Origin of the sequence: Kribbella sp. NPDC023855 (assembly GCF_040639475.1) — a bacterium.
GTDB lineage: Bacteria > Actinomycetota > Actinomycetes > Propionibacteriales > Kribbellaceae > Kribbella.
Genome location: NZ_JBFAAA010000011.1, coordinates 67,701 through 90,763, shown reverse-complemented (window position 1 = coordinate 90,763; position 23,063 = coordinate 67,701). Strand labels below are relative to the sequence as shown.

The window sequence follows — 23,063 nt, the reverse complement described above, 5'->3', positions numbered from 1 at the left end:
CATCCGATCTGTGGTGTCAGGTCCTGCGGTGGGCGGGTCCCGCGGGCACGGAACAGTTCCCGCCCACCATGGACCGTATGCCGTCGAGGTTGCCGGACGGCGACGAGTGGTGAACGCCCGATGAACAGTTAGGACGCGTTCCGGTCATCGGGTGCTCATTCGGTCTTTCCCTGCCGGTTGCCCGCGTAGCATCGATCCCGTGGACCCCACGCTGGCTGCGGTGCTGGGCGGCGTCATCGGCGCGGCCCTGGCTCTGCTTTCGCTCGGAGCGATGGTGCTGAGCGAGCGCTCGCAGACGAAGGTTCCGGTGTCCCCGGAGCCGATCGTGCCCAAAGGCGTCGCCACCGTCTTGTCCGTACTACGCTCGTCCGCGGTCGTGATGGGCCCCGAGGACCAGGTGCTCCAGGCCAGCGCTCCGGCGCACGTGCTCGGCATCGTCCGGGGCGAGCGGCTCGTGGTCGACGACCTGCTGACCATGGTCCGGGCGGTCCGGCGCGACGGGGAGATCCGCCAGCAGGACCTCGAGATCGTCCGCGGCCGGCTCGGCGCCACGCAGTACGTGAGTGCCCGGGTCGCCCCGCTGGGCAGCCAGCTCGTGCTGGTCCTGGTCGAGGACCGGACCCGCGAACGCCGGCTGGACGCGATCCGCCGCGACTTCACCGTCAACGTCAGCCACGAACTGAAGACCCCGATCGGCGCGCTGATCCTGCTCGCCGACGCGGTCTCCGAGGCCTCCGACGACCCCGACGCGGTCCAGCGCTTCTCCGGCCGGATGCGGATCGAGGCGGCCCGGCTGAGCCGGCTGGTCAAGGAGATCATCGAGCTGTCCCGGCTGCAGGGCGACGACCCGCTGGAGAACCCCGGCCCGGTCGACATCAACGGCGTGATCGAGGCCGCGGTGGATCGCTGCCGGGTCGACGCCGAGGACCGCGACATCAACCTGGTGGTGAAGACCGACCCCGCGCTCGAGGTGATGGGCAGCGAGGACCAGCTGGCGATCGCGATCGGCAACCTGGTCGAGAACGCCGTCAATTACAGCCCCGACGGGACCCGGGTGGCGGTCGCCGCCCACCCGATCGGGGACCTGGTGGAGATCACCGTCAGCGACCAGGGCGTCGGGATCCCGAGCAGCGACCTGGAACGCATCTTCGAACGGTTCTACCGGGTCGATCGGGCCCGCAGCCGGGAGACCGGCGGTACCGGCCTCGGCCTGTCCATCGTCAAGCACATCGCCTCGATCCACGGCGGCGACGTGCGGGTGTGGAGCGTCGAGGGCCAGGGATCCACCTTCACCGTCCGACTCCCGCTGCGGCTCGATCCCGCGACCGGGCAACCCACGGGCTCCGCCATCCAGGAGGAGCCCGAACCACCCCTGACTCCGACCCAGTCAGTGGAGAAAACCAAGGAGGCAGCTTCGTGACCCGAGTGCTGGTCGTCGAAGACGAAGAGAGCTACAGCGACGCGTTGTCGTACGTCCTGCGCAAGGAAGGTTTCGAGGTCGCCGTCGCGGAGACCGGGCCCGACGCGCTGGACGAGTACGACCGGGCCGGCGCCGACATCGTCCTGCTGGACCTGATGCTGCCGGGCCTGTCCGGCACCGAGGTCTGCCGCGCGCTCCGCAGCCGCGGCAACGTCCCGGTCATCATCGTCTCCGCCAAGGACACCGAGGTGGACAAGGTGGTCGGCCTCGAACTGGGCGCCGACGACTACGTCACCAAGCCCTACAGCCCCCGCGAACTGCTCGCCCGCATCCGCGCCGTACTGCGCCGAGGCCAGGACGTCGAGTTGCTCCCCGACACCCTGGAGGCGGGGCCGGTCCGGATGGACGTCGAGCGCCACGTCGTCACGGTCGCCGGCACCGAGATCCGGCTCCCCCTGAAGGAGTTCGAACTCCTCGAGATGCTGCTGCGCAACACCGGCCGCGTCCTCACCCGAGGCCAACTGATCGACCGCATCTGGGGAGCCGACTACGTAGGCGACACCAAAACCCTCGACGTCCACGTCAAACGCCTCCGCTCGAAGCTCGAGAAAGACCCCTCCAACCCCTCCCACCTGGTAACAGTCCGAGGCCTCGGCTACAAATTCGAAGCGTAAATACTTACCCCCACGCACTCCCCGCGCCCGCTCCTCCGTCGCAGGCGCTCCTGAGCGCTCCCACCCACCCCACCTTCGCGCTCCTGCGTCGCCACACCCGCCTGCGCCATACCCGCCTGCGGCGCACGAGCCGCGCTCCTACGTCGCGCCGTTACGCCTGCGGCGCAGTAGCCGCGCTCCTGCGTCGCGCCGTTACGCCTGCGGCGCAGTAGCCGCGCTCCTGCGTCGCGCCGTTACGCCTGCGGCGCACGAGCCGCGCTCCTGCGTCGCGCACGTAACGGGGTGAACGCAGCTGCGACGGCCAGCCCGGTCCGTCGCTGACCCCGGGCGCGCCCTGCGCCTGTTGCGTCGCCAGCGCGGGGCTCCTCATGCCCCCGGGTGGAGGGCGCTCCCAACTACGCGGTGCGAAAGGCGCTCCAGCGCGGGTGCGGTGTGCGGAGCGACAGGAGGTGCTCCGCGGAAAGGACAGCTCGCACGCTCAGGAGCTCGGTTGGAAGTCAGAGAAGGGGGAGTACGTCCTGTCGTTCGGCACGGTTTGCTCGCGTGGTGGCAGCGGCGGTGCGGTTAATTCGTGTGCGTGGTGAGTGGCTGGGCGCCTAGCGTTGAGAGTTCATCGCGGCGGGGAGACGCCCGGGGGATCGAGAGACTGGGATCGAGATGGGTTCTGAACTTTTCGCGCTGGGGTATGACGCGAAGGATCCTGCTGGGCTCGCGCGGTTCTGGGCCGGCGTGCTGCAGCGGGAACTGCTCGACAACGCCGACGACGGCATCGTGTTGCTGCCGGGTGACGACATCGCCTTCCCGATCCGCTTCACGCAGTCCGACGAGCCGAAGACCGGGCCGAATCAGATGCATTTCGACCTGACCAGTCAGTCGCCGGAGGAGCAGCAGGAGACGGTGGCCCGGGTACTGGAGCTGGGCGGTCGGCATCTCGACATCGGACAAGGGCCGGACGCGAAGCACGTAGTACTGGCTGATCCTGAGGACAATGAGTTCTGTGTGATCGAGGCAGGCAACAACTTCCTCGCCGACACGGGGTTCATCGGAGCCCTGGCCGGCGATGGCACTCAGGCAGTCGGCTACTTCTGGGCCAAGGCCCTCGACTGGCCGCTCGTCTGGGACCAGGACGAGGAGACCGCCATCCAGTCCCCACGCGGCGGCACGAAGATCACCTGGGGTGGCCCGCCCGTCAACCCGAAGACCGGCAAGATCCGCCTGTACTTCGACCTCACGCCGGCCGCCGGCGTCGACGCCCAAACCGAAGCCGACCGCCTCACCACCCTCGGCGCCACCCGCCTCGACACCAATGACCCCCACCGCATCCCCATGACGGACCCCGACGGCAACGAGTTCTACCTCCTGAGCCCCCGCTGACGCGAAGCTAACCGGAGTACCCGAAACACCGGTCCCAGTCCGCGGGGGCGGTGGCGAGCAGTCGCTCTCCCATGTCCTCCGCAGCCCGGCCAGGATCCCCCTGCGGGCTGTCAAGCAGCAGGAGTTGCTGACCACCGCGAGCCCGCTCGAAAGACAGCACCATGCCTTCCCCGTCCCACGCAGGACTCACCCATCCCAGAGCCACGGGTAGGGCGGTCTCGGTCAGCTCCTGCTCCATAAGACGAGCCGTCTGCCGTCGAGGCGTCTCCCAGGAGCGGTCGCCGAGGGCTCTCTGGACCTCAGCTACGTACGGGTCGTAGCCGAAGTGGATATCGGGCAAGTCCCACGGCCGGCCTTCGTGGTTGGCCGCAGCAGCTTCCACGGGCCGGGCGAAGACACCGACGTAGTCGCGGGAGTCGACCCAGGAGATCCGCCCGCGATCCGGTGTGGCGACCAGGTACTGCGCCATGACGCCGCACCCTGCAACGCCGCACGAGCACTGGTACGGAGCCACCTGGCCACCGCCCCCGACATCCCGGACCGATCGACTTAGCTTAGGCTGGCCTTAGTTGTGTTGTCAGCTACTGAGGAGAGATTCCATGTCCTGGTCCCGTACCGCGGTGGTTGCAGTCGCTGCTCTGGTCGCTTCTGCGTCCCTGGTTGCCTGTGGCGGTGATTCCGATGGGGACGCTGCGCCGGTCGCGGCAGGAGGCGGTGCGGGGTTCCCGGTGACGTTGAAGAACACGTTCGGGGAGACGACGATCAAGCAGAAGCCGGAGCGGATTGTCACGCTTGGGTGGAACGCCCAGGATGTGGTCTACGCGCTCGGTGAGACCCCGGTCGGGATGCCGAAGGTGACCTACGGACCGACGCCGGCCGGCACGACCGCCTGGAACGCCGACAAGTTCGACCCGGCCAAGACGACATTGCTCGACACCACCGACAGCATCCCGTTCGAGAAGCTGGCGGCGTTGCGGCCGGACGTGATCCTGGCGCCGTACGAGGGGTTCGACAAGGCGACGTACACGAAGCTCTCCGAGATCGCGCCGACGGTCGCCTACCCGGGCGCGGCCTGGCAGACCACCTGGCAGGACCAGACCACCATCATCGGCAAGGCGCTCGGCAAGTCGGCCGAGGCGGACAAGCTGGTTGCGGGGATCAAAGAGCTGACCGCGAAGGCGGCGGCCGAGCACCCTGAGTTCAAGGGCAAGACCATCTCGGTGCTGTCGTACGGCGCCGAGAACTACGTCTACATGCCGGGTGACCCGCGCGTGCAGATCCTCAACGAGATGGGTTTCGTCAACGCGCCCGGGGTCGAGGCGCTGGAGAAGACCAACAGCAAGAAGGAGTTCGCGCTCACCGTCAGCAAGGAGCGGCTGGCCGACCTGGACGCGGACGTGGTGGTCGGCTACATCGACGGGATGACGCCGGAGAAGTTCGCCGCCGACCCGGTCTACGCGTCACTCGGCTCGTACAAGAAGGGCAGCACCTACCTGATGACCGATCAGCAGGTCATCTCCGGGATGAGCTCGGTCAGCGTGCTGAGCGTGCCCTGGGTGCTGGACAAGATCCTTCCGGGCCTCGCCAAGGCCGCTCAGGCCGCTTCCTGACCACCTCAGCCCGTACTGCGGGCTGCGGTGGTCCCCGCCGCCGTCAGCCGTGCGATTCGCCGGCGGGTTCGTCGGCGCGCGGCGACGGCGAGTAGTGGTCGGTGGTCAGCACCGGGATCGAGGTGGTGATCGGGCCGGCCGTGCCGAAGGTGATGGTCACCCTGAGCATCTGACCGGGCTTGCCGCCGGTGACCGTCACCGGCTCGTTGCCGGCCGGGGGGATCGTGTACAGCGCGCCGGCCTTCAGGTCGGCCGGCTTGAGGCCACTGAACGTGATGGACCCGGGCTGCTCGGTGCTGGCGCCCTGGGCGGCCGACGGGTCGGCGGGGGCGGAGGCGATGCTCACCAGCTTGTCGTCGGACGAGCCGGAGTTCACGAACGCGCCGTGCAGTTCGCCCTTGCCGTCCGCGGAGGCGAGCACCAGCAGGTTGCGGACCGCGATCGGCCCGGACTGCGCGTTGGTGCCCTCGGCGGGCTGGTACGGCTTGCTGGTCTGGGCGTCGAAGCCGGCGCCGCAGGCGGTCACCGCGACACTCAGAGCAACCGCGGCTCCGGCCAGGGCGGTACGCCGGACGGCCTGCGAGGACAACGTGATGGGCACTGGTGTTCCCTCTCCTACAACCCTGTGGATGCCGCCAGGCTGAAGCCTCCGGCGGAGCACAGCGTAGCGAGTGACGTGCCCGGACCTGACGGCGACCACCCCTTTCGGGGCAGTCCTGAGGACCCGCCCTCGCGCGTGCGAGGCACGACGGACAGCGTTTGTCAAGGCGGGAAATGGGCTCTGACCAGCGCAAACGCCCGAACCGGACCAGCGACTGCGTGGTAGGATAGGACTCGGAAAGGGGCACGTGACATATGACTTTCACAGTCGGCGAGACGGTTGTTTACCCCAACCATGGTGCGGCCGTCATCGAGGACATCGAGACCCGTCAGATCAAAGGTGAGGACAAGACCTATCTGGTCTTGAGGATCGTCGCTCAGAACGACCTGGTCGTCCGGGTCCCCGCGTGCAACCTCGATCTCGTCGGCGTGCGTGACGTCGTGGATCAGGCTGGCTTGGAGCGCGTCTTCGACGTGCTGCGGGCTCCGCACACGGAGGAGCCGACCAACTGGTCGCGTCGTTACAAGGCGAACCTGGAGAAGCTGCACTCCGGTGACGTGATGAAGGTGGCAGAGGTCGTTCGCGACCTGTGGCGCCGTGAGCGTGACCGCGGCCTCTCCGCCGGTGAGAAGCGGATGCTGGCGAAGGCTCGCCAGATTCTGGTCTCCGAGCTGGCCCTGGCCGAACACACCAACGAGGACAAGGCGGAAGCCATCCTCGACGAGGTCCTCGCCTCCTGACCAACTGGTCAGCAGTGGAGTCGGGGCCGCGCGACTGATCCGTCCGGCATGATGTCGTCGTGAGTACTGCGGCGATCATTCCGGCGGCCGGTCTCGGGCTCAGGCTCGGTGGTGAGGCACCAAAGGCATTGCGAGAGGTCGGTGGCGAATCGCTGCTGGTCCACGCCATTCGTGGACTGCGGGCAGCGACCGCCGCCGACCTCGCCTGTTTCGTGGTCGCGGTGCCACCCGGCACCGAGGACGACGTCCGCAAACTGCTCGAGCCGTACTCCGGTCCGGTGGCGCTGCACGTCGTTGCCGGTGGCGCCGAACGGACCGACTCGGTCCGGCTGGCCCTCGAACTGGTCCCGGTGGCGGGGATCGACTGCGTGCTGGTCCACGATGCGGCCCGGCCGTTCGTTCCCGCCGAGGTGATCGAGCGAGTCGTTGCCGCGGTTCTGGCCGGCGCGCCCGCGGTCATCCCGGTGATCCCGGTGACCGACACGATCAAACGGGTCGACGCCACGGGCCTCGTGGTCGACACGCCCGACCGCTCGACGCTGGTCGCAGTACAGACTCCGCAGGGGTTCGAGCCTGCTTTGTTGCGGCGGGCCCATAACGGTGACGTGGCCGGCACGACCGATGACGCGATGCTGTGCGAGCGGCTCGGCGTACCGGTGCAGACTGTTGAGGGATCGCAGGATGCGTTCAAAGTGACGCGACCGCGCGACCTGGTGCTGGCCGAGTCCCTCCTGGCGGAAAGGCGTCGTTCGTGAAGGTGCCACGCGTGGGGACCGGCGTCGACGTCCATCCCGTCGAGGAAGGCCGCCCGATGTGGCTGGCCGGACTGCACTGGCCGGAAGAAACTGCCGGCCCGTCAGGCCATTCCGACGGCGACGTGGCGGCCCATGCAGCCTGCGACGCTTTGTTGTCAGCGGCAAGACTCGGCGACCTCGGCTCCAACTTCGGTACTTCGGAACCGCAGTGGGCAGGCGCCTCTGGTGCCACCCTGCTCGGCGAAGCGGCTCGTCGTGTCCGCGCCGCCGGTTTCGAGATCGGCAACATCTCCGTCCAGGTCATCTGCAACCGCCCGCGGTTCGCGGCCCGTCGGGAGGAGGCCGAGAAGGCCCTCAGTGCCGCCTGCGCCGCCGACGTGTCCGTCTCGGCCACCACCACCGACGGTCTAGGCCTGACCGGCCGAGGCGAAGGCATAGCCGCCATCGCCACCGCCCTCGTCTACTGATCCACCGGATCCGCGGAGAACCGGGCAGCCCTCGGGTCCAACTCGTTGCCTTGGCGCTCAGTCAGGATCCCGTAGAGCTCCGGCCGCCGACCGCGCAGCCACCGACGACCCGTTGCCAAAGGCACCAGATCGAGATCCAGCTCGGCCAGTACTACGGCCTCGGCGGGCGCCGGGGTCTCGGCGATGATCCGGCCGTAGGGGTCGATCGCCATCGCGTTGCCGGTGCGCAGTTCGTCGTCGTCGCGACCGACCCCGTTGCTGAAAAGCACGAAAAGCCCGTTGTCGTGGGCGCGGGCGGGCAACCACCTCAGCAGCCATTCGCGTCCGTTCGGGCCCTTGAACGCTCTCTCCACCGCAGCGGGATCGGTGAGTCGGTTGTCCCAGATTTCCGCTGGGATCGGCTTCATGCCGTGCGGGCTGACCGAGTTGGTCCCGCCGGTCTGGTGCGGCGCCAGCAGGACGGTTGCTCCTAGCAACGCGGTGGCGCGGACGTTCTCGACGAGATTGTTGTCCCAGCAGATCAGGACGCCGACCCGGACCTGCCAGGGCGTGTCGAAGACGGTGAAGCGCGAGCCGCTGGAGATCGCCGGGTGCTCGAAGGCGTGCAGCTTCCGGTGCACGTGGACGGTGCCGTCGGGCAGGCAGACGGCGTACGAGTTGAACAGGATGCCGGCGTCGGTCTCGAGCCAGCCGACGCCGAGGCCTGCGTCGAGTTCCACCGCCAAGGCGCGGATCTGGCTGATGGCCGGGCCGGTGGCGGGCTCGGCCAACGCGTGCAGGCGGTCGGCGGTGTGGCGTCGGAGGTGCCAGTAGCCGAGCAGGCACATCTCGGGGAAGACGACGAGTTGGGCACCGTCGGCAACGGCCTGGCGGGCGAGTCTGGTGATGGTCTCGAGGTTGCGGTCCGGTCGGTCGGGGACGGCCTCGAACTGGACGACGGCACTGCGCAGGATGCTCACGCTCATCATCGAAGTCCAGATCTTTCATGCCGTCCAATAGCGATTGGGCGCTCTTCCATATCCTGAAGTTATGGATCTTCGCTTGCTGCAGGCATTTGTGACAGTGGCCCGGTGCGGGAACTTCAGCGCGGCTTCGGTCGAGCTGGCGACCAGCCAGCCCGCACTCACGAAGCAGATCCAGCAGCTCGAACGGCGACTGGGTTCGACGCTCTTCGACCGCGGCCGGCATGGAGCCCGGCTGACACCTGCGGGTGAGCTGCTGTTGCCCGATGCCTTGGACGTCTTGCGCAGAGTCGAGGTGTTCGAGCGACGGGCGGCGCAGGTGGCGCTCGGGGTGGAGGGGGCGCTGACTATCGGCTTCGGCATGTCCAGCATCGAGCTGGCCCCGCGGGCGGTCGCGCTGTTCCGGAGCCGCTATCCGCGAGTCGAGGTAACGCTGGACGACATGTCCTCGGCAGTCCAGTACGAGCGACTCCTGACCGGCAGCCTCCAAGTCGGCCTGGTCCGTCTGCCCGTCCCACCCGGCCTCAAGCACCTCCGGCTGAAGAAGGACCGACTCGCCCTCGCAGTACCAACCGGAGAGGTCGTCCCGAAAGCCCTGGCGACGTGGCTGCATGGCAGACCCCTGATCCGCCTCACCCCCGAACGAGGCCCAGGCCTGACCGCCCAGATCACCACCCTGTACTCCGAACTCGGCTGCCGGCCACTAGTGCTCCAGGAAGCCGCCGACCTGCAAACCGTGCTCGCCCTGGTAGCCGCCGGCGTCGGCCCAGCCGTAGTACCAGCAACCGCAGCATCAACCGCCTCAGACGCCGTGCGCTTCATCCCCATCCACCACGACGCAGCCACCTGGTGGACCGGAGCAGCCTGGAACCCCGCCTTCCCCACACCCCTCGTCCCCCACTTCCTGACCGCCGCCAGCCAGGCCTCTACCTAGCGACGGCGGCGGGGCAGAGCAGGGAGCTCGGTGGCGTCCAGCCAAACGGCGAAGAGGGCCTGTACGGCGTACGGGTCCTTGCTGAAGGTTGCTGCCAGCGAGATGAAGTCCTCAGTGGTTACTGAGCCGTGGCGGTGCGTTCGGGTGTAGGTGCGGAGGAGGTCGAAGAAGGCGTCGTCGCCGAGGTGGAGGCGTAGGGCGTGGAGGGTGATCGCGCCGCGCTTGTAGAGGCGGTCGTCGAACATCAGGGTGGGGCCGGGGTCCGACAGCAGGAGGTCCTGGGGGAGGCCGCGGAGACGGGTGTGGGCCTTGGAGACCTGTTGGGATGCCGTCGGGCCGCCGGACTCTTCTGACCAGAGCCACTCGGCGTAGCAGGCGAAACCTTCGTTGAGCCAGATGTCTTGCCAGCGGGACGGCGTCAGGCTGTTGCCGAACCACTGATGCGCCAGCTCGTGGGCTACCAGTCGCTCGGAGCCGCGCTTGCCGTCCACGTGGTTGCTGCCGAACACGGAGATGCCCTGGGCCTCCAGGGGGATCTCCAGCGGGTCGTCCGTCACGACCACGGTGTAGCCGCCGAACGGGTACGGGCCGAAGAGCTTGATGAACAGCCGCATCATGTCCTGCTGCCGCCCGAAGTCCGACCGGAAGTCCCGCAGTTGCGACGCGGGCAGCACGGCTCGTGTGGTCACGGGAGACTCGGCCAGCTCCAGTACGTCGTACCGGCCGATCTGTACGGTCGCCAGGTACGTCGCCATCGGTGCGGCCTGGTCGAAGACCCAGCTGGTCCGGCTTGCCTTGGTCCGGCGCGACACGAGCCGCCCGTTCGCCACCACGTGGTACGGCGAATCGGTGGTGATCGTGATCCGGTAGTGCGCCTTGTCGCTGGGGTGGTCGTTGCAGGGGAACCAGGTCGCAGCGCCGCTCGGCTGGCTGGCGACGATCACGCCTTCGGTCAGCTCCTCCCAGCCGAGCTCACCCCATGGGCTGTCGACGGGAGCGGGGTTGCCGGAGTACTGGACGTCCACCACGAACTCGGCGCCGTCGGCGATCTCCGGAGCCGGCCAGACGTGGAGCTTGCCGTTGCGGTGCGCGTACCGGCTGGCCCGGCGGCCGTTGACGAACACCTTGGCCACCCGGAGGTCTGCAAGGTCGAAACTCACCCGGGACAGGGCCTGCGTCGCGACGGCCGTGATGGTCGCCTTGCCGCTCAGGCGGTTGCTGCTGACGCGGTAGTCGAGGTCCAGCTCGTAGGACTCCACCTTGTAGCCGCTGTTGCCGTGGGTGGGCACATAGCGGTCTCCTGCTGAGTCATCACCCGGCTGCCCTTTGTCACGGGAAACCATCAACCCTGCCAGGGCGCGATCGGGTTGCCGGCCCAGCGGGACCCGGCCGGAACACTCTCACCGCGCATCACCAGCGACACCGGGCCGATGGTCGCGCCCGCTCCGATCGACGAGGCCGGCAGGACGATGCCGTGCGGGCCCAGGGTCGAGCCAGGGCCGAAGGTGACGGTGTTCATCGACAGGAGTCTGTCATGAAACAAATGCGTCTGGAGTACGCAGCCGCGATTCACCGTGGCGCCGTCGCCGAGCGTGATCAGGTCCGCCTCGGGCAGCCAGTAGGTCTCGCACCAGACGCCCTTGCCGATCTTCGCGCCCAGCGACCGCAGCCACAGCGCGAGCACCGGCGTCCCCGCCGCCGCGTTCGCGAACCAGGGCGCGGCGACCAGCTCGACGAAGTTGTCGACGACCTCGTTGCGCCAGACGAACGAGCTCCACAACGGGTACTCCCTGGCGCGCGTCTTGCCGACGATCAGCCACTTGGCCACGGTCGCCATCCCGCCGGCGACCGCGCCCGCGGCCAGGATCACCGCACCGGACAGCAGGAACGCCGGCCACGGTCCGAGCCACAAATCCAGCGCCTGCAGGGCGAACAGCACACCGAGCGCGATCAGTACCGTGCACATCATCGGCACGAACCGGCAGAGCTCGACCGCGGCCCGCGCGAACTTCAGCCGCAACGGCGGGTTGAAGGTCCGGCTCTGGTCGCCGTCGATGGTCTGCCGGCGCAACTTCACCGGCGGGCTGCCGAGCCACGACGTACCGGCCTTGGACTTCTTCGGAGCGGCCGACAGTACTGCGACCAGGCCGTTCTTGGGCACCGAACGGCCAGGCGCGGTCATCCCCGAGTTGCCGAGGAAGGCGCGCTTGCCGACCTTGGCGGCGCCCACATGCAGCCAGCCGCCGCCGAGCTCGTACGACGCGATCATGGTGTCGTCGGCCAGGAACGCGCCCTCACCGACAGTGGTCATCTTGGGCAGCAGCAAGACGGTCGACGCCTCCACGTCGCGGCCGATCTTTGCGCCGAGCGCCCGGAGCCACCAGGGCGTGAGCAGACTCGCGTAGAGCGGGAAGAGCAGCGTGCGGGCCGAGTCGAGCAGCCGCTCGGTCGCCCATACCTGCCAGCCGATCCGGCTCCGTACTGGGTAGTGGCCGGGCTTGATGCCGATACCGAGCAGCCTGACACCTATCAGCGTCAGCAGGGCGAGGGTGATGAAGCCGACCAGTGTCATCAGCGGGATCGCCCACAACGCCTGCAGGGCGGCTTCTCCCAGCGAGGTGGTGCCGACGACGGCGTTGCGTAGTACGAGGATTGCGGCGGTGGTTGCGGCCAGGGGGAGGAGCGACATCAGGGCGGAGGCAGCGCCGTACGCGAGGACCCACCAAGGAGCGCGGGTGGGGCGCTCGTCCGGCCACGGGTGGCGGGCCTTGCCGACCCGGGTCGCGGGGGAGCCAGACCAGCGCTCGGCTGCCGGCACCTTGCCCGAGACGGCCGAGCCTGCGGCGATCTCCGCGTTGCGGCCGACCTCTGCGCCAGGCAGGAGAGTACTGCGGGAGCCGATGACGGCGTCGGCGCCGACGGTGACAGTACCGACGTGCAGCCGGTCACCGTCGATCCAGTAGCCGGACAGGTCGACCTCTGGCTCGATGGACGCGCCACGGCCCATGGTGAACATGCCGGTGACTGGTGGAAGCGTGTGGAGGTCGACACCGCGGCCGATCTTCGCACCGAGAGCCCTTGCGTAGTAGGCGATCCAGGGCGCTCCGGCGAGGTTGGCGGCGCCTGCTGCATCCGCAAGATTCTCTGCGGCCCACAGTCGCACGTGGACGTTGCCGCCGCGGGGGTAGATGCCAGGTTTGAGTCCGCGTAGCAGGAGCCGAGCACCGACGACAGCGATGCCCATGCGGCCCGCAGGGGTGATCAGGATCAGCCAGCCGGCCAGGATCCACCACCACGAGACTGTGCGCATCCACGGGTGTGGGCCATCGGTCAGTGCTAGCAAGTTGTTCAGCGTGAAGAGCCAGACCAGCCAGCGCACGCCGACGACTGTCTGCAGTAGCAGCGTCAGTGCGGTCTGCAGCAGCTGTGTATCGGGTGGAGTCGGTCGGACCTCACGGATCTCCACTGGAACGGTAGAGGACTTGAAGGAGTCCAGCCGGTCAGCCAGCGCACCTAGCCGCGGGTACTCGTAGATGTCGCCGACAGTGGCTTCGGCGTACCGCTCTCTGAGTGCAGAGACCAGCTGCGCCGCCGCAAGACTGCCGCCGCCATGCAGGAAGAAGTCATTGTCGGCGCCGGTGACTGTTGCGCCCAGCACCTTCGTCCAGTGCTCCGCTAGCCAGGCAGCTGTTCCATCTAGCTCGGCAGGCGGGCCGTCCGTGTCCATGCCGGGCAGTGGCCACGGCAGTGCGTTCCGGTCGACCTTGCCGGAGGTCCTGGTGGGCAGTGTGTCCGTAACGGCCAGCAGCGGTACCAGTGCGGCTGGCAGCTCCTCCCTTAGGCGCTCAGTCGCTGCCTGCCGGTCAAACGCCTCAGGGTCATCCGGTACGACGTACCCGACCAGCAACTGATTCCCGGCCCCACTAGTCCGTACTGCGGCTGCCGCGCCGCTGACGCCAGGCAGAGCCTGCAGTGCCGCATCCACCTCGCCGAGCTCGATGCGCCGTCCACCTAGCTTGATCTGCTCGTCGGCCCGGCCCATGAACACCAGGCCCTCGGCTTCGTTGCGGACCAGATCGCCGCTGCGGTACCCGCGTTCCCAGCCGAGCGACGGCATCGGCGCGAACTTCTCCGCATCCTTGGCCGGATCGAGGTACCGGGCCAGCCCGACGCCGCCGATGATCAGCTCACCGGTTCCGCCCTCCGGTACTTCGTTGCCTTCAGCATCGACTACGGCGAGGTCCCAGCCGTCCAGCGGCAGGCCGATCCGGACCGGGCCTTCGCCGGTCAACTGGGCGCCGCAGGCAACCACAGTTGCCTCGGTCGGACCGTAGGTGTTCCAGACCTCGCGGCCGTCGACAGCCAACCGCTCGGCCAGCTCCGGCGGGCACGCCTCGCCACCGAAGATCAGCAGCCGTACGTTGTCGAGGGCATCCGACGGCCAGAGCGCGGCGAGCGTCGGTACGGTCGACACGATGGTGATGCCCTGGGCAACCAGCCACGGCCCGAGGTCCATCCCACTCCGGACGAGTGAACGCGGCGCGGGCACCAGGCAGGCGCCGTACCGCCAAGCGAGCCACATCTCCTCGCAGGACGCGTCGAAGGCGACCGACAGGCCGGCCAGCACGCGGTCGTCCGGGCCGATCGGCTCCTTCTGCAAGAACATCCGGGCCTCGGCGTCGACGAACGCGGCCGCGGCTCGATGCGTGACGGCGACGCCCTTGGGGACGCCGGTCGATCCGGAGGTGAAGATGATCCAGGCGTCGTCGTCGGGCGACGGGCCGTCGGCTCGATGGGTGCTGCGCCCGGCCTCCGTAGTACCGGTTGTTGGTGTTCCGGGGTCGTCCATGCGGGCGGAGTACGGGTAGTCGTAGTAGCCGTCTGCTGCGTCGTCGAGGGGTTTTGGGCGCAGGGATTTGATCTCGAGGTCGTCGGTGACAACCGCGGCCACCGCAGCCTCGCCGAAGACGAGCTCGGCACGCTCGGCGGGGTCATCGGCATCGACGGGGACGTAGGCCGCGCCCGCTTGCAGGGTGCCGAGGATCGCGACGTAGAGGTCGTTGTGGCCCGAAGAAATCCGCACGCCGACCCGGTCACCGGGCCCGATGCCGAGCTCGGTCAGCTTGCGGGCGAACCCGGTGACGTGGTGCAGCAGCTCCCGATAACTCAAACTCACACTGCCGTCATCCAACGCCGGCTCGTCAGGATGAGTGGCGGCCGTCGCCTGCAAGATGTCAACCAGCGTCCGCTCGGACGGAGCGCTGTCCCCCCGTCGCAAAGTCACGGCCCGGATGATACGCCGCCAACAAGAAGCACCCCCCAACTCCACACCAACATGCGGAACACCACCAACACTGTTCCGTGCCGAATAACAGGAGGTAGCACCCGATTCCGGCCGGTCCGCCCATGCCGTGAGCGCGAGCCCGCGCGCCGCCGCGGACTACGTCCTGTCGGTCGGCACACCAACACCCGACGGCTGCCCGCAACCCTCAAGCACCACGGAGGAGCAAGCGTGGCGGCTGCGCGGGGGAGTTGGCCCCCGCGCAGTACTGGTTACTTCACCTGGTCTTCTTTGGCTGCGTAGGTGTTGCAGGCCTTGGTTTCGCCGACGTTGAGGCCGTTGACGATCCAGAAGCCCTGGCTGGTGGCGAGGCCGTGGGTTCGTTCGTCTTCGGGGGTGTCGGGGGAGTCGCCGAAGCTGTTGCTGGCCTGGAACTCGAACTCTTTCAGGCGGTTCATGAACGGATACGACTTCGCCACCGAGCGACTGAAGACGCCCGCGAAACAGGACGCCTGCAGCTCGTTGCGCCTCGACATCTCGAGTTTGCGCTCGGGGTGGTCCTGCACGAAAGCGGCTCGCGCGTAGAAGAGGTCAGACACGCCTTGCACGTGGTGCCCGTACTCGTGCGCGATCGTCATCAGGTAGGCGAGGTCTTCCTTCGGCCCGAACGCCTTGTTCATCTGCTTCACGTCGGTGTACATCACGTGGTTGCCGTAGCAGTAGAAGGCGAGCACCCGGCCGGACATCGGCGCGAACGAGCCACAGGGAGTGTTGACCGGCTGGTCGAAGACGACGAGGCCCGGGTCGGGTTCCGTCTTGCCGGCCCGCTGGAAGGCCGGCCGCCAAGCATCGTTCAGACACTTGAACAGCTTCTCGTAGTAGACCTTCTGCGCCGCGAGGCTGCCGTCACCGAGCTTGGTCGCCGGGCAGTTCTGCTCACCCAGGCCGCCGGACCGGTAGATCGGCGCGTTCACCAGGTAGTCCTCGGCCGAGCCCTCGGGCGCGGTCGTCGTGGGAGTCGGCACCACCGACGGGCCACTGATCTGCGGAGTTGCGGTGTCCGTGGAGTCGCCGCCGCCCAGCAAGACGCCGATGACGGCCAACGCGATGCCGAGCACCGCCACGACGCCGAAGCCGAGCAGGGCCAGCCGAATCGCGCCACCCCGCCGCGGCGGAGGCGGCTGGAAGCCGTTGAACTGGTTGGGGCCGCCGTACTGCGGCGGACCCCACTGCCCCGGGTACTGCTGCGGCTGCCCGTACTGCGGAACCTGCTGCGGGTACTGCCCCTGCGGCGAGTACTGCCCCGGCGGCGGCGCAGGACGCCACTGCGTCTGCTGCGGTGGCGGCAGTACGCCGGGCGGCGGGGCGGGCCGGTCCTGGGGGCGGCCGCCGTACCCGTACGGGGTGCTCACGTGTCGTTGCCCCTTCAGCTGGATGTCGGTCGGACTCGTCCGGCGCTGCTCCCGTCGGGATCCCGATCGGGAGTTCGCAGGACGAACCGGCACGAGACTACTCTCGACCCATGTCACTGAAGAGCCGGCTGTTGCCGGCCGCCCTGCTCGTGTCTCTGACAGTTCCCATCGTTGCCCTCGGCACGTTGCCGGCCCACGCCGCCGACGACCAGATCACCGCATACGCCGCGGAGGCGTCGCTGACCGGTGACGGTGTGCTCAAGGTCAAGGAGACGGTCGACCTGACCGCCGGCGGCGACACGTTCGCGCGGACCCTGACCACCCGGGTCCGGTCGGACTCGGACCGGGACCGGACCTACGACATCCGCAACGTGTCGGCCACGGTGAACGGGCAGCCGGCCGAGAATTTCCAGGACGAGGCGGTCGACAACGGCCGCCGGCTCAGCCTCAAGGTGTCCGGCGCCGCCAAGGTGGTCTACAGCTACGAGGTCGGCAACGTCGTCGCCGACTCGACCGAGGGCCGCGAGGTGAGCTGGCCGATCATCCAGGGGTACGGCGTCGGCATCCCGAAGGCGACCGTGTCGGTGACGGTGCCGTTCGCCACCTGGGTGACCTGCTTCGCCGGCCGGGTCGGCTCGAGCATGCCGTGTACTACGTCACAGCTGGCCGAGGCGGCCGCGCTGGAGATCGAGCAGAACGGCGTACCGGCGGGTGGGCGGCTCACCTTCCTGACCGGGTTGAGCAGCCAGGCGTCGGTCAAGCCGAACGCGGAGTTCAAGACCCGCTGGACCCTGGGCAACGCATTCACTGTCGACAGCTCGACGGTCGGGCTGAGCGTGCTGTTGCTCGGCATCGGCGTACTGGGTGCCGCGGCGCTGTGGTTCCTGCGCGGCCGGGACGCGGTCAAGGTCGGCCCGGGTGCGCCCGAGCGGCCGGTACTCGACGGGGCGGATGGCCCGCAGTTCGCGGCGCCCGACGGGATCCGGCCCGGTCAGGTCGGCACCGTGGTGGACGAGACCGCCGATGTGGTCGACATCACCGCGACGCTGCTGGACCTTGCCGTGCGCAACTACCTGACCATCGTCGAGCTGCCGCGCGAGTCGGAGTTCGGCAAGCTGGACTGGGAGTTGCGGCGACTCCACGCCGGCGGTCCGGAGCTGCTGCCGTACGAGAAGGCCTTGCTGGAGGCAGTGTTCGCCGAAGGGGAGACCGTGCGAGTGTCCGCTCTTGGGCAGGGACTGCGGTCGCGGCTCAACCTGGTTCGCGAGCAGCTGTACGGCGATGTCGTCACGCAGGGCTGGTTCGCCAGCCGGCCCGACGCGGTGCGGAACCGGTGGACGACCGCCGGACTCGTCCTGCTGGGAGCCGGTGTGGTGCTGACGATCGTGCTCGCCATCGCGACCAAGTTCGGGCTGGTCGGCTTCGCGGTGATGCTGGCCGGACTGGTACTGACGCTGGTCGGCCAGGTTGCTCCTGCCCGGACGGCTCGCGGTGCCGCAGTACTGGGTCGGGTGGCCGGGCTGCAGCGCTACCTGGCTGACGAGACGTCGGCGGACCTGCCGCAGAGTCACCGGCTCGAGTTCGCATCGCGCTGCCTCCCGTACGCCGCAGTACTGGGGCTGACGGAGAAGTGGGCCCAGGAGATCGCTGCGACCGATGACGACGACGACCCGGACGCTGGGATCGGCTGGTACTCCGGTCCGGAGAACTGGCACCTGTCCGACATCGGGGAGTCCCTGTCGAACTTCGTCACCGCCTTCGGCGGCACGCTGTCGACGGCTCGCCGGTTGTTCTGAGCAACGGAAAAGGCCCGGGATCCCTTGTACTACGGGGGTCCCGGGCCTTTCGCCGTACTGAATGTCAGCCGGTTTGAGCGGGCTTGGCGACGAAGGTGTTGCACACGTTCGGGCTCTTGGTGTTGAAGCCGCGGAACGACCAGAAGGTGTTGTTCACCCGGTTGCCGCGATCGTAGGTCCGGGGCCGGGCGGCGTCGTCGCCGGTGTTGGCGACAAGGACCTTCCAGGTGTCCAGCAGCGGACCGCGCAGCGGGATGTAGGGGCCTGCGGCACCCAGGTACGCCGAGCCGAAGCAGGACGCCTGCAGCTCACGCCGACGGCTCTCTGCCAGCTTGTCCGCCGGGGCGGTCGCGTCCACCTGCCGGGCGAGCGAGGCGGCGTAGATGCCGGACAGCTTCTGCACGTGATGGCCGTACTCGTGGGCGAGCGTGGTCATCATCCAGACGCGGCCGGAGACCGGGTTGCGCTTGTAGTACGCGACCCCGAGCGCGTGCGGCATGTAGATGGTCTCGTCCTTGCCGCAGTAGAAGGCGCGGGTGCCCCTCTCGCGACCGCAGGCGGTCGTCAGTGGACCTGCGAACAGGACCAGCTTCGGTGCGCGGTACGGGAGGCTGGCCTTCTTCATCGCCAGCCACCAGGTGCGGTTCATGCAGGGCAGGATCAGGCCGTAGTACGCCTTGGCGCCGGCGTACGTGGACGGGATCGCCTTCGGCTCCAGGCACTGGGTGGGGCTGAGGGCGCCGACCGTGTAGAGGCGGCTGGTGGTGACGATCTCGTCGACCGTCGGCGGAGCGGGAGTCGACGGCGTGACCGACGGGGTTTCGGAGGGGGTGGCTGACGGCGTCTCCGAAGGTGCCGCGGTCGGGCTGTCCACCGAGGCGGGCACCTTGTCGTCGCCTCCGCCGCGCACGAGCAGGGTGACGCCCGTACCGACCACGAGCACGGCGAGCACGACGAGCCCGATCAGCAACGCCTTGGGCGTACGCCGAGGCTTCCGCCGCCGGCCGGGACCCGGCGGCTGCGGAATAGGAATAGGCGGATACTGCCAAGTCGGCGGCTGCCCCCCACCCGCAGGAGCCCCACCCTGACCACCCGCAACCCACCCACCAGCAGCCACGCCGGCGGGAGCTCCGCTCTGACCACCAGTCGCCGACCAACCAGCAGCCACACCAGCGCCGCCGCCCGCGGCGGCTCCACTGGCAGGCGTACGGCCGCTCGGTGGCGGGCCGGCGTGGCGGGCGACGGGGCGTCCGCCGGAGGCCGGGCCTGCGGCGCGGTCGGCAGGGCCGCCCTGCCCAGATCCACCCTCTGCGGGTCCGCCTTGTCCCGGACCGGCCTGCGCAGGTCCGCCATGCCCGGAACCGCTCTGGGCGGGGCCGGCTGGGGTGTTGGTTGGGCGGGCTGGGCCGGTGGCCGGGCGGGGGGTGGTGGGTTGGGAGTAGGGCGGGAGGTTCCAGGTGAGGTTGGGTTGGTTGGGTGGGGGGACCAGTGGGGTCTTCTCGCCAGGAGGAGCTGGTTGCAGGTACTCCTTTTGCTTCTTGGTGGATTCGGTCCACCACAGGGGCGACTGGCCACCCCGGCGCGCGGGCCCGGGGGCCGGCTCGTCGGTGGGCTGGTCAGCCTCCGGCTCCGGCTCGTTCGGGTTCCGCCCAGGGGGTGGATTCCAGTTGTCCGACATCGATACTCCTCACGAAACCTGGCCGGCCGGAGCCGGGAACGTGGTGCAGCGGTCGAGCAGGGTGAAGCCGGGACCGGCCCAGTACGGACGCAGTACAGGCGCAGCCGGTGGAGGCGGCCCTGGTGGCTCGCTCCAAGCGTGGTCAGACACGGTCTTCCTCATCCCCCCGGGACACACACGGCGTGATCCGGGGGACCAGGCTAACCATGAAGACCGCTATCCGTCTCCCCGCCGATCCAGCGGAGTGGTCTATGACACCCGCGGCGGGGAGACCACGAAGGTGTTACAGGCCGCCGGGCCGCGCCCGTTGAAGCCCTTGAGGGCCCAGTACTTGTGGTTGGCCTTGTTGCCGTGGTCGCGCTTCGGGTCGATGGTGTTGCCGATCAGCCACCTCCACTGCCGCAGCGACTCGCCGCTGACCGGGTAGCTGCGCTTGTTCGAGGCGATGAAGATGTCGCTGAAGCAGGACGCCTGCAGCTCGAGCCGGCGGCTGTACTGCAGCTCGAGCGCCTGGGTCGGCGCCTCGTAGCGCAGGTTGTAATAGGCACGGAGGATGCCGGTCATCTGCTGCACGTGGTGGCCGTACTCGTGGGCGAACTGGTGCAGCATCCACATCCGGGCGAACACCCGGGCGTAGTTCTGCGAGTTGGCGTTGTAGTTGCCGATGTCCTCGCGCAGGTTCATGTAGATGGTCTCGTTGATGGAGCAGTAGAACGGCGGCCCGTCGTCGGACTTGGTGCCGCACGGAGTACTGACGTAGCCCGAGAACGACAACACCGTCGGCGGCCGGAACCGGGAGCCACCCTTGGCGATCAAGGCGGGCCAGGAGCGGTTCAGGCACTTGACCAGGTTCGCGTAGTTGGCGCTGGCGCCGGTCACGGTGGCCGGGCGGGCGCTGGACTCCCGGCAGTTCACCGAGGCCATCACGCCGGCCTTGTAGAGCCGGTTCCGGGCGACCATGTCGAGGTCGGTCGGCTCGTGCTTCGGCTTCTTGGTCGGCTTGTAGGTACTCCGGGGCGCGGTCGGCCTGGTCGCGGTCGGCTTGGTGCGGGGCGGCACGCTCACGACGGGCTTGGTCGGGCTGCTCGTGGGCGGCTCCGCCGACGGCTTCTCGGACGGACCGGTCGTCGGGCTGTAGCTGCTCGTCGGGTACGGCGAGGTGTAGGAGTGCTCCCGATCCTTGAGCGAGGCGGAGAGCGCCACCAGCCCGACGACTACGAGGAGCATCAGCCCACCGACGATCAGGAGGATCTTCCCCGCCCCACCCTTCTTCCGCGGCGGCATCCGCCCAGGCCCACCAAACCCGCCGGGCCCACCAGGACCGGGACCGCCGGGCCCGCCGAACTGCGGTGCGCCCCAGCCCATCCCGTGCGGCAGCCCACCAGGCGGCATACCTCCGCTGTACTGCGCCGGCTGCCACCCCCCTTGCCCGGCAGGCGGCTGCATCGGGCCCCATCCACCTTGCCCAGGCGGCGGCGCTGCACCCCACCCACCCTGCCCAGGCGGCGGCGCTGCGCCCGACCCGCCTTGCCCGGCCGGCGCCTGCGCTGGGCCCCACCCACCTTGCCCGGGCGGCGGCGCTGCGCCCGACCCGCCGTGACCGGCTGGCGCCTGTGCTTGGCCCCACCTACCTTGCCCGGGCGGCGGCGCTGCGCCCGACCCGCCTTGACCGGCTGGCGGTTGCGCTGGGCCCCATCCGCCTTGTGCGGGTGGTGGCGGTGCGGCACCCCACTGGCCGCCGGGTCCAGACTGGCCGGGCGGGGGCTGGTGCGGGGGCTGCGCAGGGGGCCACTGGTTGGACACGAGGACTGACGTTAGCCGAGCGCGGGCTCAGCCAGCCGACCCATCAACTGCCCAGCCGGCCGCCCACTCAGCTGCCCAGCCAGCCGGCCAATCGGCTGCCCGGCCGGCCGCCCAATCGGCTGCCAGCCGGTCGGCCAGTCAGCTGCCCAGCCAGCCGCCCAGTCAGCTGCCCAGTCAGCTGCCCAGTCAGCTGCCCAGCCAGCCGGCCAGCCAGCCGGCCCGTCAGCTAGTCAGGCAGCCGGTTAGCTCACCTTGTTGGCCGGGGCGACGAAGGTGTTGCAGAAGGCTGGGTTCCGGGCAGCGAATCCTCGCCTGGCCCAGTAGCCATGGCTGGCCCTGCTGCCGTGGTCCCGCGGCCCACCTCGGGCGTTCTCATCCCCGCTGTAGTTCACGATGTAGAGCCACTGCGCATACAGCTGACCGTTCAGCCCATAGCTGCCTTTGTTCGTCCCGAGGAAGACATCCCCCAGACACGACGCCTGCAGCTCCATCCGCCGGTTCAGCTCCAGCTTCTTCGCGCCCGACACGTCGTACTGCAGCGCATAGTTCGCCCTCAGGATCCGCGTCATGCCCTGGACGGCATGGCCGTACTCGTGCGCCACGGTGTGCGTGGCGAGGGCCCTGCCGAAAGTCGGGAGCTGCCGATAGGCCCTCATGTCGCCGGAGACCTCCATGTAGATCACATGGTTGGACGGGCAGTAGAAGGACCTGCCGTCCGTAGTGCTCCCACAGGGCGACGTGGCGCGACCGGCGAACACGAGCATGCCGGGTGTACGGAACTCGTAGCCCGCAGCAACGACATGCCGCGGCCAGGCGCGATCCAGGCACAGCTTGATCGTTCGGTAGTACGCCGATGCCTTCGATGCCGTGGCCAGGCCGCCCTTCGACTCCCGGCATCCCACCGCGCGTTGCGCACCTGTCTTGTAGAGACGGTTCGCCGTCACGACCTGGTTGGCGGTCAGCTGCGGCTTGGGTGGAGGCGTGGTCCGCGTGGGGACCGGAACCGTCGGCCGCCGAGTGGTTGCCGTCGCGGTCGGAACAGCCGTCGGCAGGGTCGCCTTGGTGGGCGTCGGGAAAGGTCCCGGGCCTTCTGTCGTCGGCACGACCGCGGGTCGGGTGACAGTCGGCTCGTCGTTCTTCTGCACGTACGAGGCGATCGCCACGCCGGCTACGCCCAGCACGAGCAGACCACCGAGAATGCCGAAAACCACCGCCACACCACGCTTCTTCTTAGGTGGCGGCGGCAACTGTCCCCACCCGAACGGCTGCTGGTGCTGCGGCCCCCAGTACTGCGGAGGCGCGGGCGGACCGGGCGGCCCAGGCGGACCGGAGTACGGCCCAGACGGACCGGAGTACGAGCCAGCCGGACCGGGGTACTGGCCAGGCGGACCGGAGTACTGGCCGGTGGGGGCAGGGGCGCCCCAGGGTTGCTGGGGTGGCGGGTACTGCGGTGGCTGGCCGGGCAGCGGGCCCCACTGCTGGTTCGACAACTGTGGCTCCTAAGCGGGTCGGCCGGCGATTCACCGCGGCCGCCGCGTCAGCCTACGGGGTCACGG

19 protein-coding genes are annotated in these 23,063 nt (G+C 68.9%); 9 read left to right on the top strand and 10 right to left on the bottom strand.

The features are described from left to right. The first annotated feature begins 199 nt into the window (after positions 1-199). From AB0F51_RS30620 to AB0F51_RS30610, 3 genes are all read left to right on the top strand, one after another. Entirely contained in the window at positions 200-1,420 is a 1,221-nt protein-coding gene (locus AB0F51_RS30620) for an ATP-binding protein (protein WP_360285462.1), read from the top strand. Then, entirely contained in the window at positions 1,417-2,094 is a 678-nt protein-coding gene (locus tag AB0F51_RS30615; protein WP_343969754.1) for a response regulator transcription factor, read from the top strand. Before AB0F51_RS30620 ends, AB0F51_RS30615 begins: the two co-directional genes overlap by 4 nt. Before the next feature lie 657 nt (positions 2,095-2,751). Next, on the top strand, positions 2,752-3,468 hold the full coding sequence (locus AB0F51_RS30610; RefSeq protein WP_360285461.1) for a VOC family protein: 717 nt from the start codon (positions 2,752-2,754) through the stop codon (positions 3,466-3,468). A 7-nt stretch (positions 3,469-3,475) separates the two neighbouring features. Here AB0F51_RS30610 and AB0F51_RS30605 read toward each other — a convergent pair whose 3' ends face one another. After that, positions 3,476-3,937 (bottom strand): hypothetical protein, encoded by a 462-nt coding sequence (locus AB0F51_RS30605; RefSeq protein ID WP_360285459.1) that lies wholly within the window; start codon positions 3,935-3,937, stop codon positions 3,476-3,478. Between the two features lie 130 nt (positions 3,938-4,067). On the opposite strand from AB0F51_RS30605, the gene AB0F51_RS30600 reads away from it, so the two are divergent. Next, the gene (locus tag AB0F51_RS30600; RefSeq protein WP_360285457.1) at positions 4,068-5,078 is read left to right on the top strand and encodes an iron-siderophore ABC transporter substrate-binding protein; all 1,011 of its coding nucleotides are present in this window, start codon (positions 4,068-4,070) and stop codon (positions 5,076-5,078) included. Positions 5,079-5,121: 43 nt separating this feature from the next. Here AB0F51_RS30600 and AB0F51_RS30595 read toward each other — a convergent pair whose 3' ends face one another. Beyond that, on the bottom strand, positions 5,122-5,679 hold the full coding sequence (locus AB0F51_RS30595) for a hypothetical protein (RefSeq protein WP_360285455.1): 558 nt from the start codon (positions 5,677-5,679) through the stop codon (positions 5,122-5,124). A gap of 254 nt (positions 5,680-5,933) precedes the next feature. Here AB0F51_RS30595 and AB0F51_RS30590 point away from each other — a divergent pair, with 254 nt between their 5' ends. Genes AB0F51_RS30590 through ispF form a run of 3 tightly spaced genes read left to right on the top strand, consistent with a single transcriptional unit; the run spans position 5,934 to position 7,641 of the window. Then, the gene (locus AB0F51_RS30590) at positions 5,934-6,419 is read left to right on the top strand and encodes a CarD family transcriptional regulator (RefSeq protein WP_012918679.1); all 486 of its coding nucleotides are present in this window, start codon (positions 5,934-5,936) and stop codon (positions 6,417-6,419) included. 59 nt (positions 6,420-6,478) lie between these two features. Beyond that, a complete protein-coding gene (ispD, locus tag AB0F51_RS30585; RefSeq protein WP_360285454.1) occupies positions 6,479-7,174 on the top strand; it encodes a 2-C-methyl-D-erythritol 4-phosphate cytidylyltransferase in 696 nt (231 codons plus the stop codon). Then, positions 7,171-7,641 (top strand): 2-C-methyl-D-erythritol 2,4-cyclodiphosphate synthase, encoded by a 471-nt coding sequence (gene ispF / locus AB0F51_RS30580; protein ID WP_360285453.1) that lies wholly within the window; start codon positions 7,171-7,173, stop codon positions 7,639-7,641. The genes ispD and ispF overlap by 4 nt, the downstream gene beginning before the upstream one ends. On the opposite strand, the gene AB0F51_RS30575 is transcribed toward ispF, so the two are convergent. Next, positions 7,635-8,606 (bottom strand): nitrilase family protein, encoded by a 972-nt coding sequence (locus tag AB0F51_RS30575; protein WP_360285451.1) that lies wholly within the window; start codon positions 8,604-8,606, stop codon positions 7,635-7,637. The two genes, ispF and AB0F51_RS30575, sit on opposite strands and share 7 nt — an antisense overlap. A 64-nt stretch (positions 8,607-8,670) precedes the next feature. Here AB0F51_RS30575 and AB0F51_RS30570 point away from each other — a divergent pair, with 64 nt between their 5' ends. After that, a complete protein-coding gene (locus AB0F51_RS30570; RefSeq protein ID WP_360285450.1) occupies positions 8,671-9,537 on the top strand; it encodes a LysR substrate-binding domain-containing protein in 867 nt (288 codons plus the stop codon). Here the strand turns inward: AB0F51_RS30570 and AB0F51_RS30565 are convergent. The 3 genes from AB0F51_RS30565 to AB0F51_RS30555 form a co-directional block, all read right to left on the bottom strand. Further along, positions 9,534-10,826, bottom strand: a complete 1,293-nt coding sequence (locus tag AB0F51_RS30565) for a M1 family metallopeptidase (RefSeq protein ID WP_360285449.1) — start codon at positions 10,824-10,826, stop codon at positions 9,534-9,536. The two genes, AB0F51_RS30570 and AB0F51_RS30565, sit on opposite strands and share 4 nt — an antisense overlap. A gap of 53 nt (positions 10,827-10,879) precedes the next feature. Continuing rightward, positions 10,880-14,821: a Pls/PosA family non-ribosomal peptide synthetase gene (locus AB0F51_RS30560; RefSeq protein ID WP_360285448.1), complete on the bottom strand. Its 3,942-nt coding sequence runs from the start codon at positions 14,819-14,821 to the stop codon at positions 10,880-10,882. A 269-nt stretch (positions 14,822-15,090) separates the two neighbouring features. Then, positions 15,091-16,230, bottom strand: coding sequence for a neutral zinc metallopeptidase (locus AB0F51_RS30555; RefSeq protein WP_360285447.1), 1,140 nt, complete (start codon positions 16,228-16,230; stop codon positions 15,091-15,093). Between the two features lie 110 nt (positions 16,231-16,340). Here AB0F51_RS30555 and AB0F51_RS30550 point away from each other — a divergent pair, with 110 nt between their 5' ends. Then, a complete protein-coding gene (locus AB0F51_RS30550; RefSeq protein WP_360285446.1) occupies positions 16,341-18,026 on the top strand; it encodes a DUF2207 domain-containing protein in 1,686 nt (561 codons plus the stop codon). A gap of 64 nt (positions 18,027-18,090) precedes the next feature. On the opposite strand, the gene AB0F51_RS30545 is transcribed toward AB0F51_RS30550, so the two are convergent. The 4 genes from AB0F51_RS30545 to AB0F51_RS30530 all read right to left on the bottom strand — a co-directional run bounded on the left by AB0F51_RS30545 (position 18,091) and on the right by AB0F51_RS30530 (position 22,997). Continuing rightward, a complete protein-coding gene (locus AB0F51_RS30545; RefSeq protein ID WP_360285444.1) occupies positions 18,091-19,704 on the bottom strand; it encodes a neutral zinc metallopeptidase in 1,614 nt (537 codons plus the stop codon). A 9-nt stretch (positions 19,705-19,713) separates the two neighbouring features. After that, positions 19,714-19,854: a hypothetical protein gene (locus AB0F51_RS30540; protein ID WP_360285442.1), complete on the bottom strand. Its 141-nt coding sequence runs from the start codon at positions 19,852-19,854 to the stop codon at positions 19,714-19,716. Between the two features lie 99 nt (positions 19,855-19,953). Beyond that, entirely contained in the window at positions 19,954-21,096 is a 1,143-nt protein-coding gene (locus tag AB0F51_RS30535; protein ID WP_360285441.1) for a neutral zinc metallopeptidase, read from the bottom strand. 653 nt (positions 21,097-21,749) lie between these two features. Continuing rightward, complete coding sequence (locus AB0F51_RS30530) at positions 21,750-22,997, bottom strand: neutral zinc metallopeptidase (protein WP_360285440.1); 1,248 nt, start codon at positions 22,995-22,997, stop codon at positions 21,750-21,752. Positions 22,998-23,063: the final 66 nt, after the last annotated feature.

Coding starts and splice junctions, on each gene's coding strand:
- AB0F51_RS30535 (WP_360285441.1), bottom strand. CDS start 21,096: ATGCCGCCTGGTGGGCTGCCGCACGGGATGGGCTGGGGCGCACCGCAG.
- AB0F51_RS30600 (WP_360285457.1), top strand. CDS start 4,068: ATGTCCTGGTCCCGTACCGCGGTGGTTGCAGTCGCTGCTCTGGTCGCT.
- AB0F51_RS30570 (WP_360285450.1), top strand. CDS start 8,671: ATGGATCTTCGCTTGCTGCAGGCATTTGTGACAGTGGCCCGGTGCGGG.
- AB0F51_RS30610 (WP_360285461.1), top strand. CDS start 2,752: ATGGGTTCTGAACTTTTCGCGCTGGGGTATGACGCGAAGGATCCTGCT.
- AB0F51_RS30605 (WP_360285459.1), bottom strand. CDS start 3,937: ATGGCGCAGTACCTGGTCGCCACACCGGATCGCGGGCGGATCTCCTGG.
- AB0F51_RS30575 (WP_360285451.1), bottom strand. CDS start 8,606: ATGAGCGTGAGCATCCTGCGCAGTGCCGTCGTCCAGTTCGAGGCCGTC.
- AB0F51_RS30550 (WP_360285446.1), top strand. CDS start 16,341: ATGTCACTGAAGAGCCGGCTGTTGCCGGCCGCCCTGCTCGTGTCTCTG.
- AB0F51_RS30545 (WP_360285444.1), bottom strand. CDS start 19,704: ATGTCGGACAACTGGAATCCACCCCCTGGGCGGAACCCGAACGAGCCG.
- AB0F51_RS30590 (WP_012918679.1), top strand. CDS start 5,934: ATGACTTTCACAGTCGGCGAGACGGTTGTTTACCCCAACCATGGTGCG.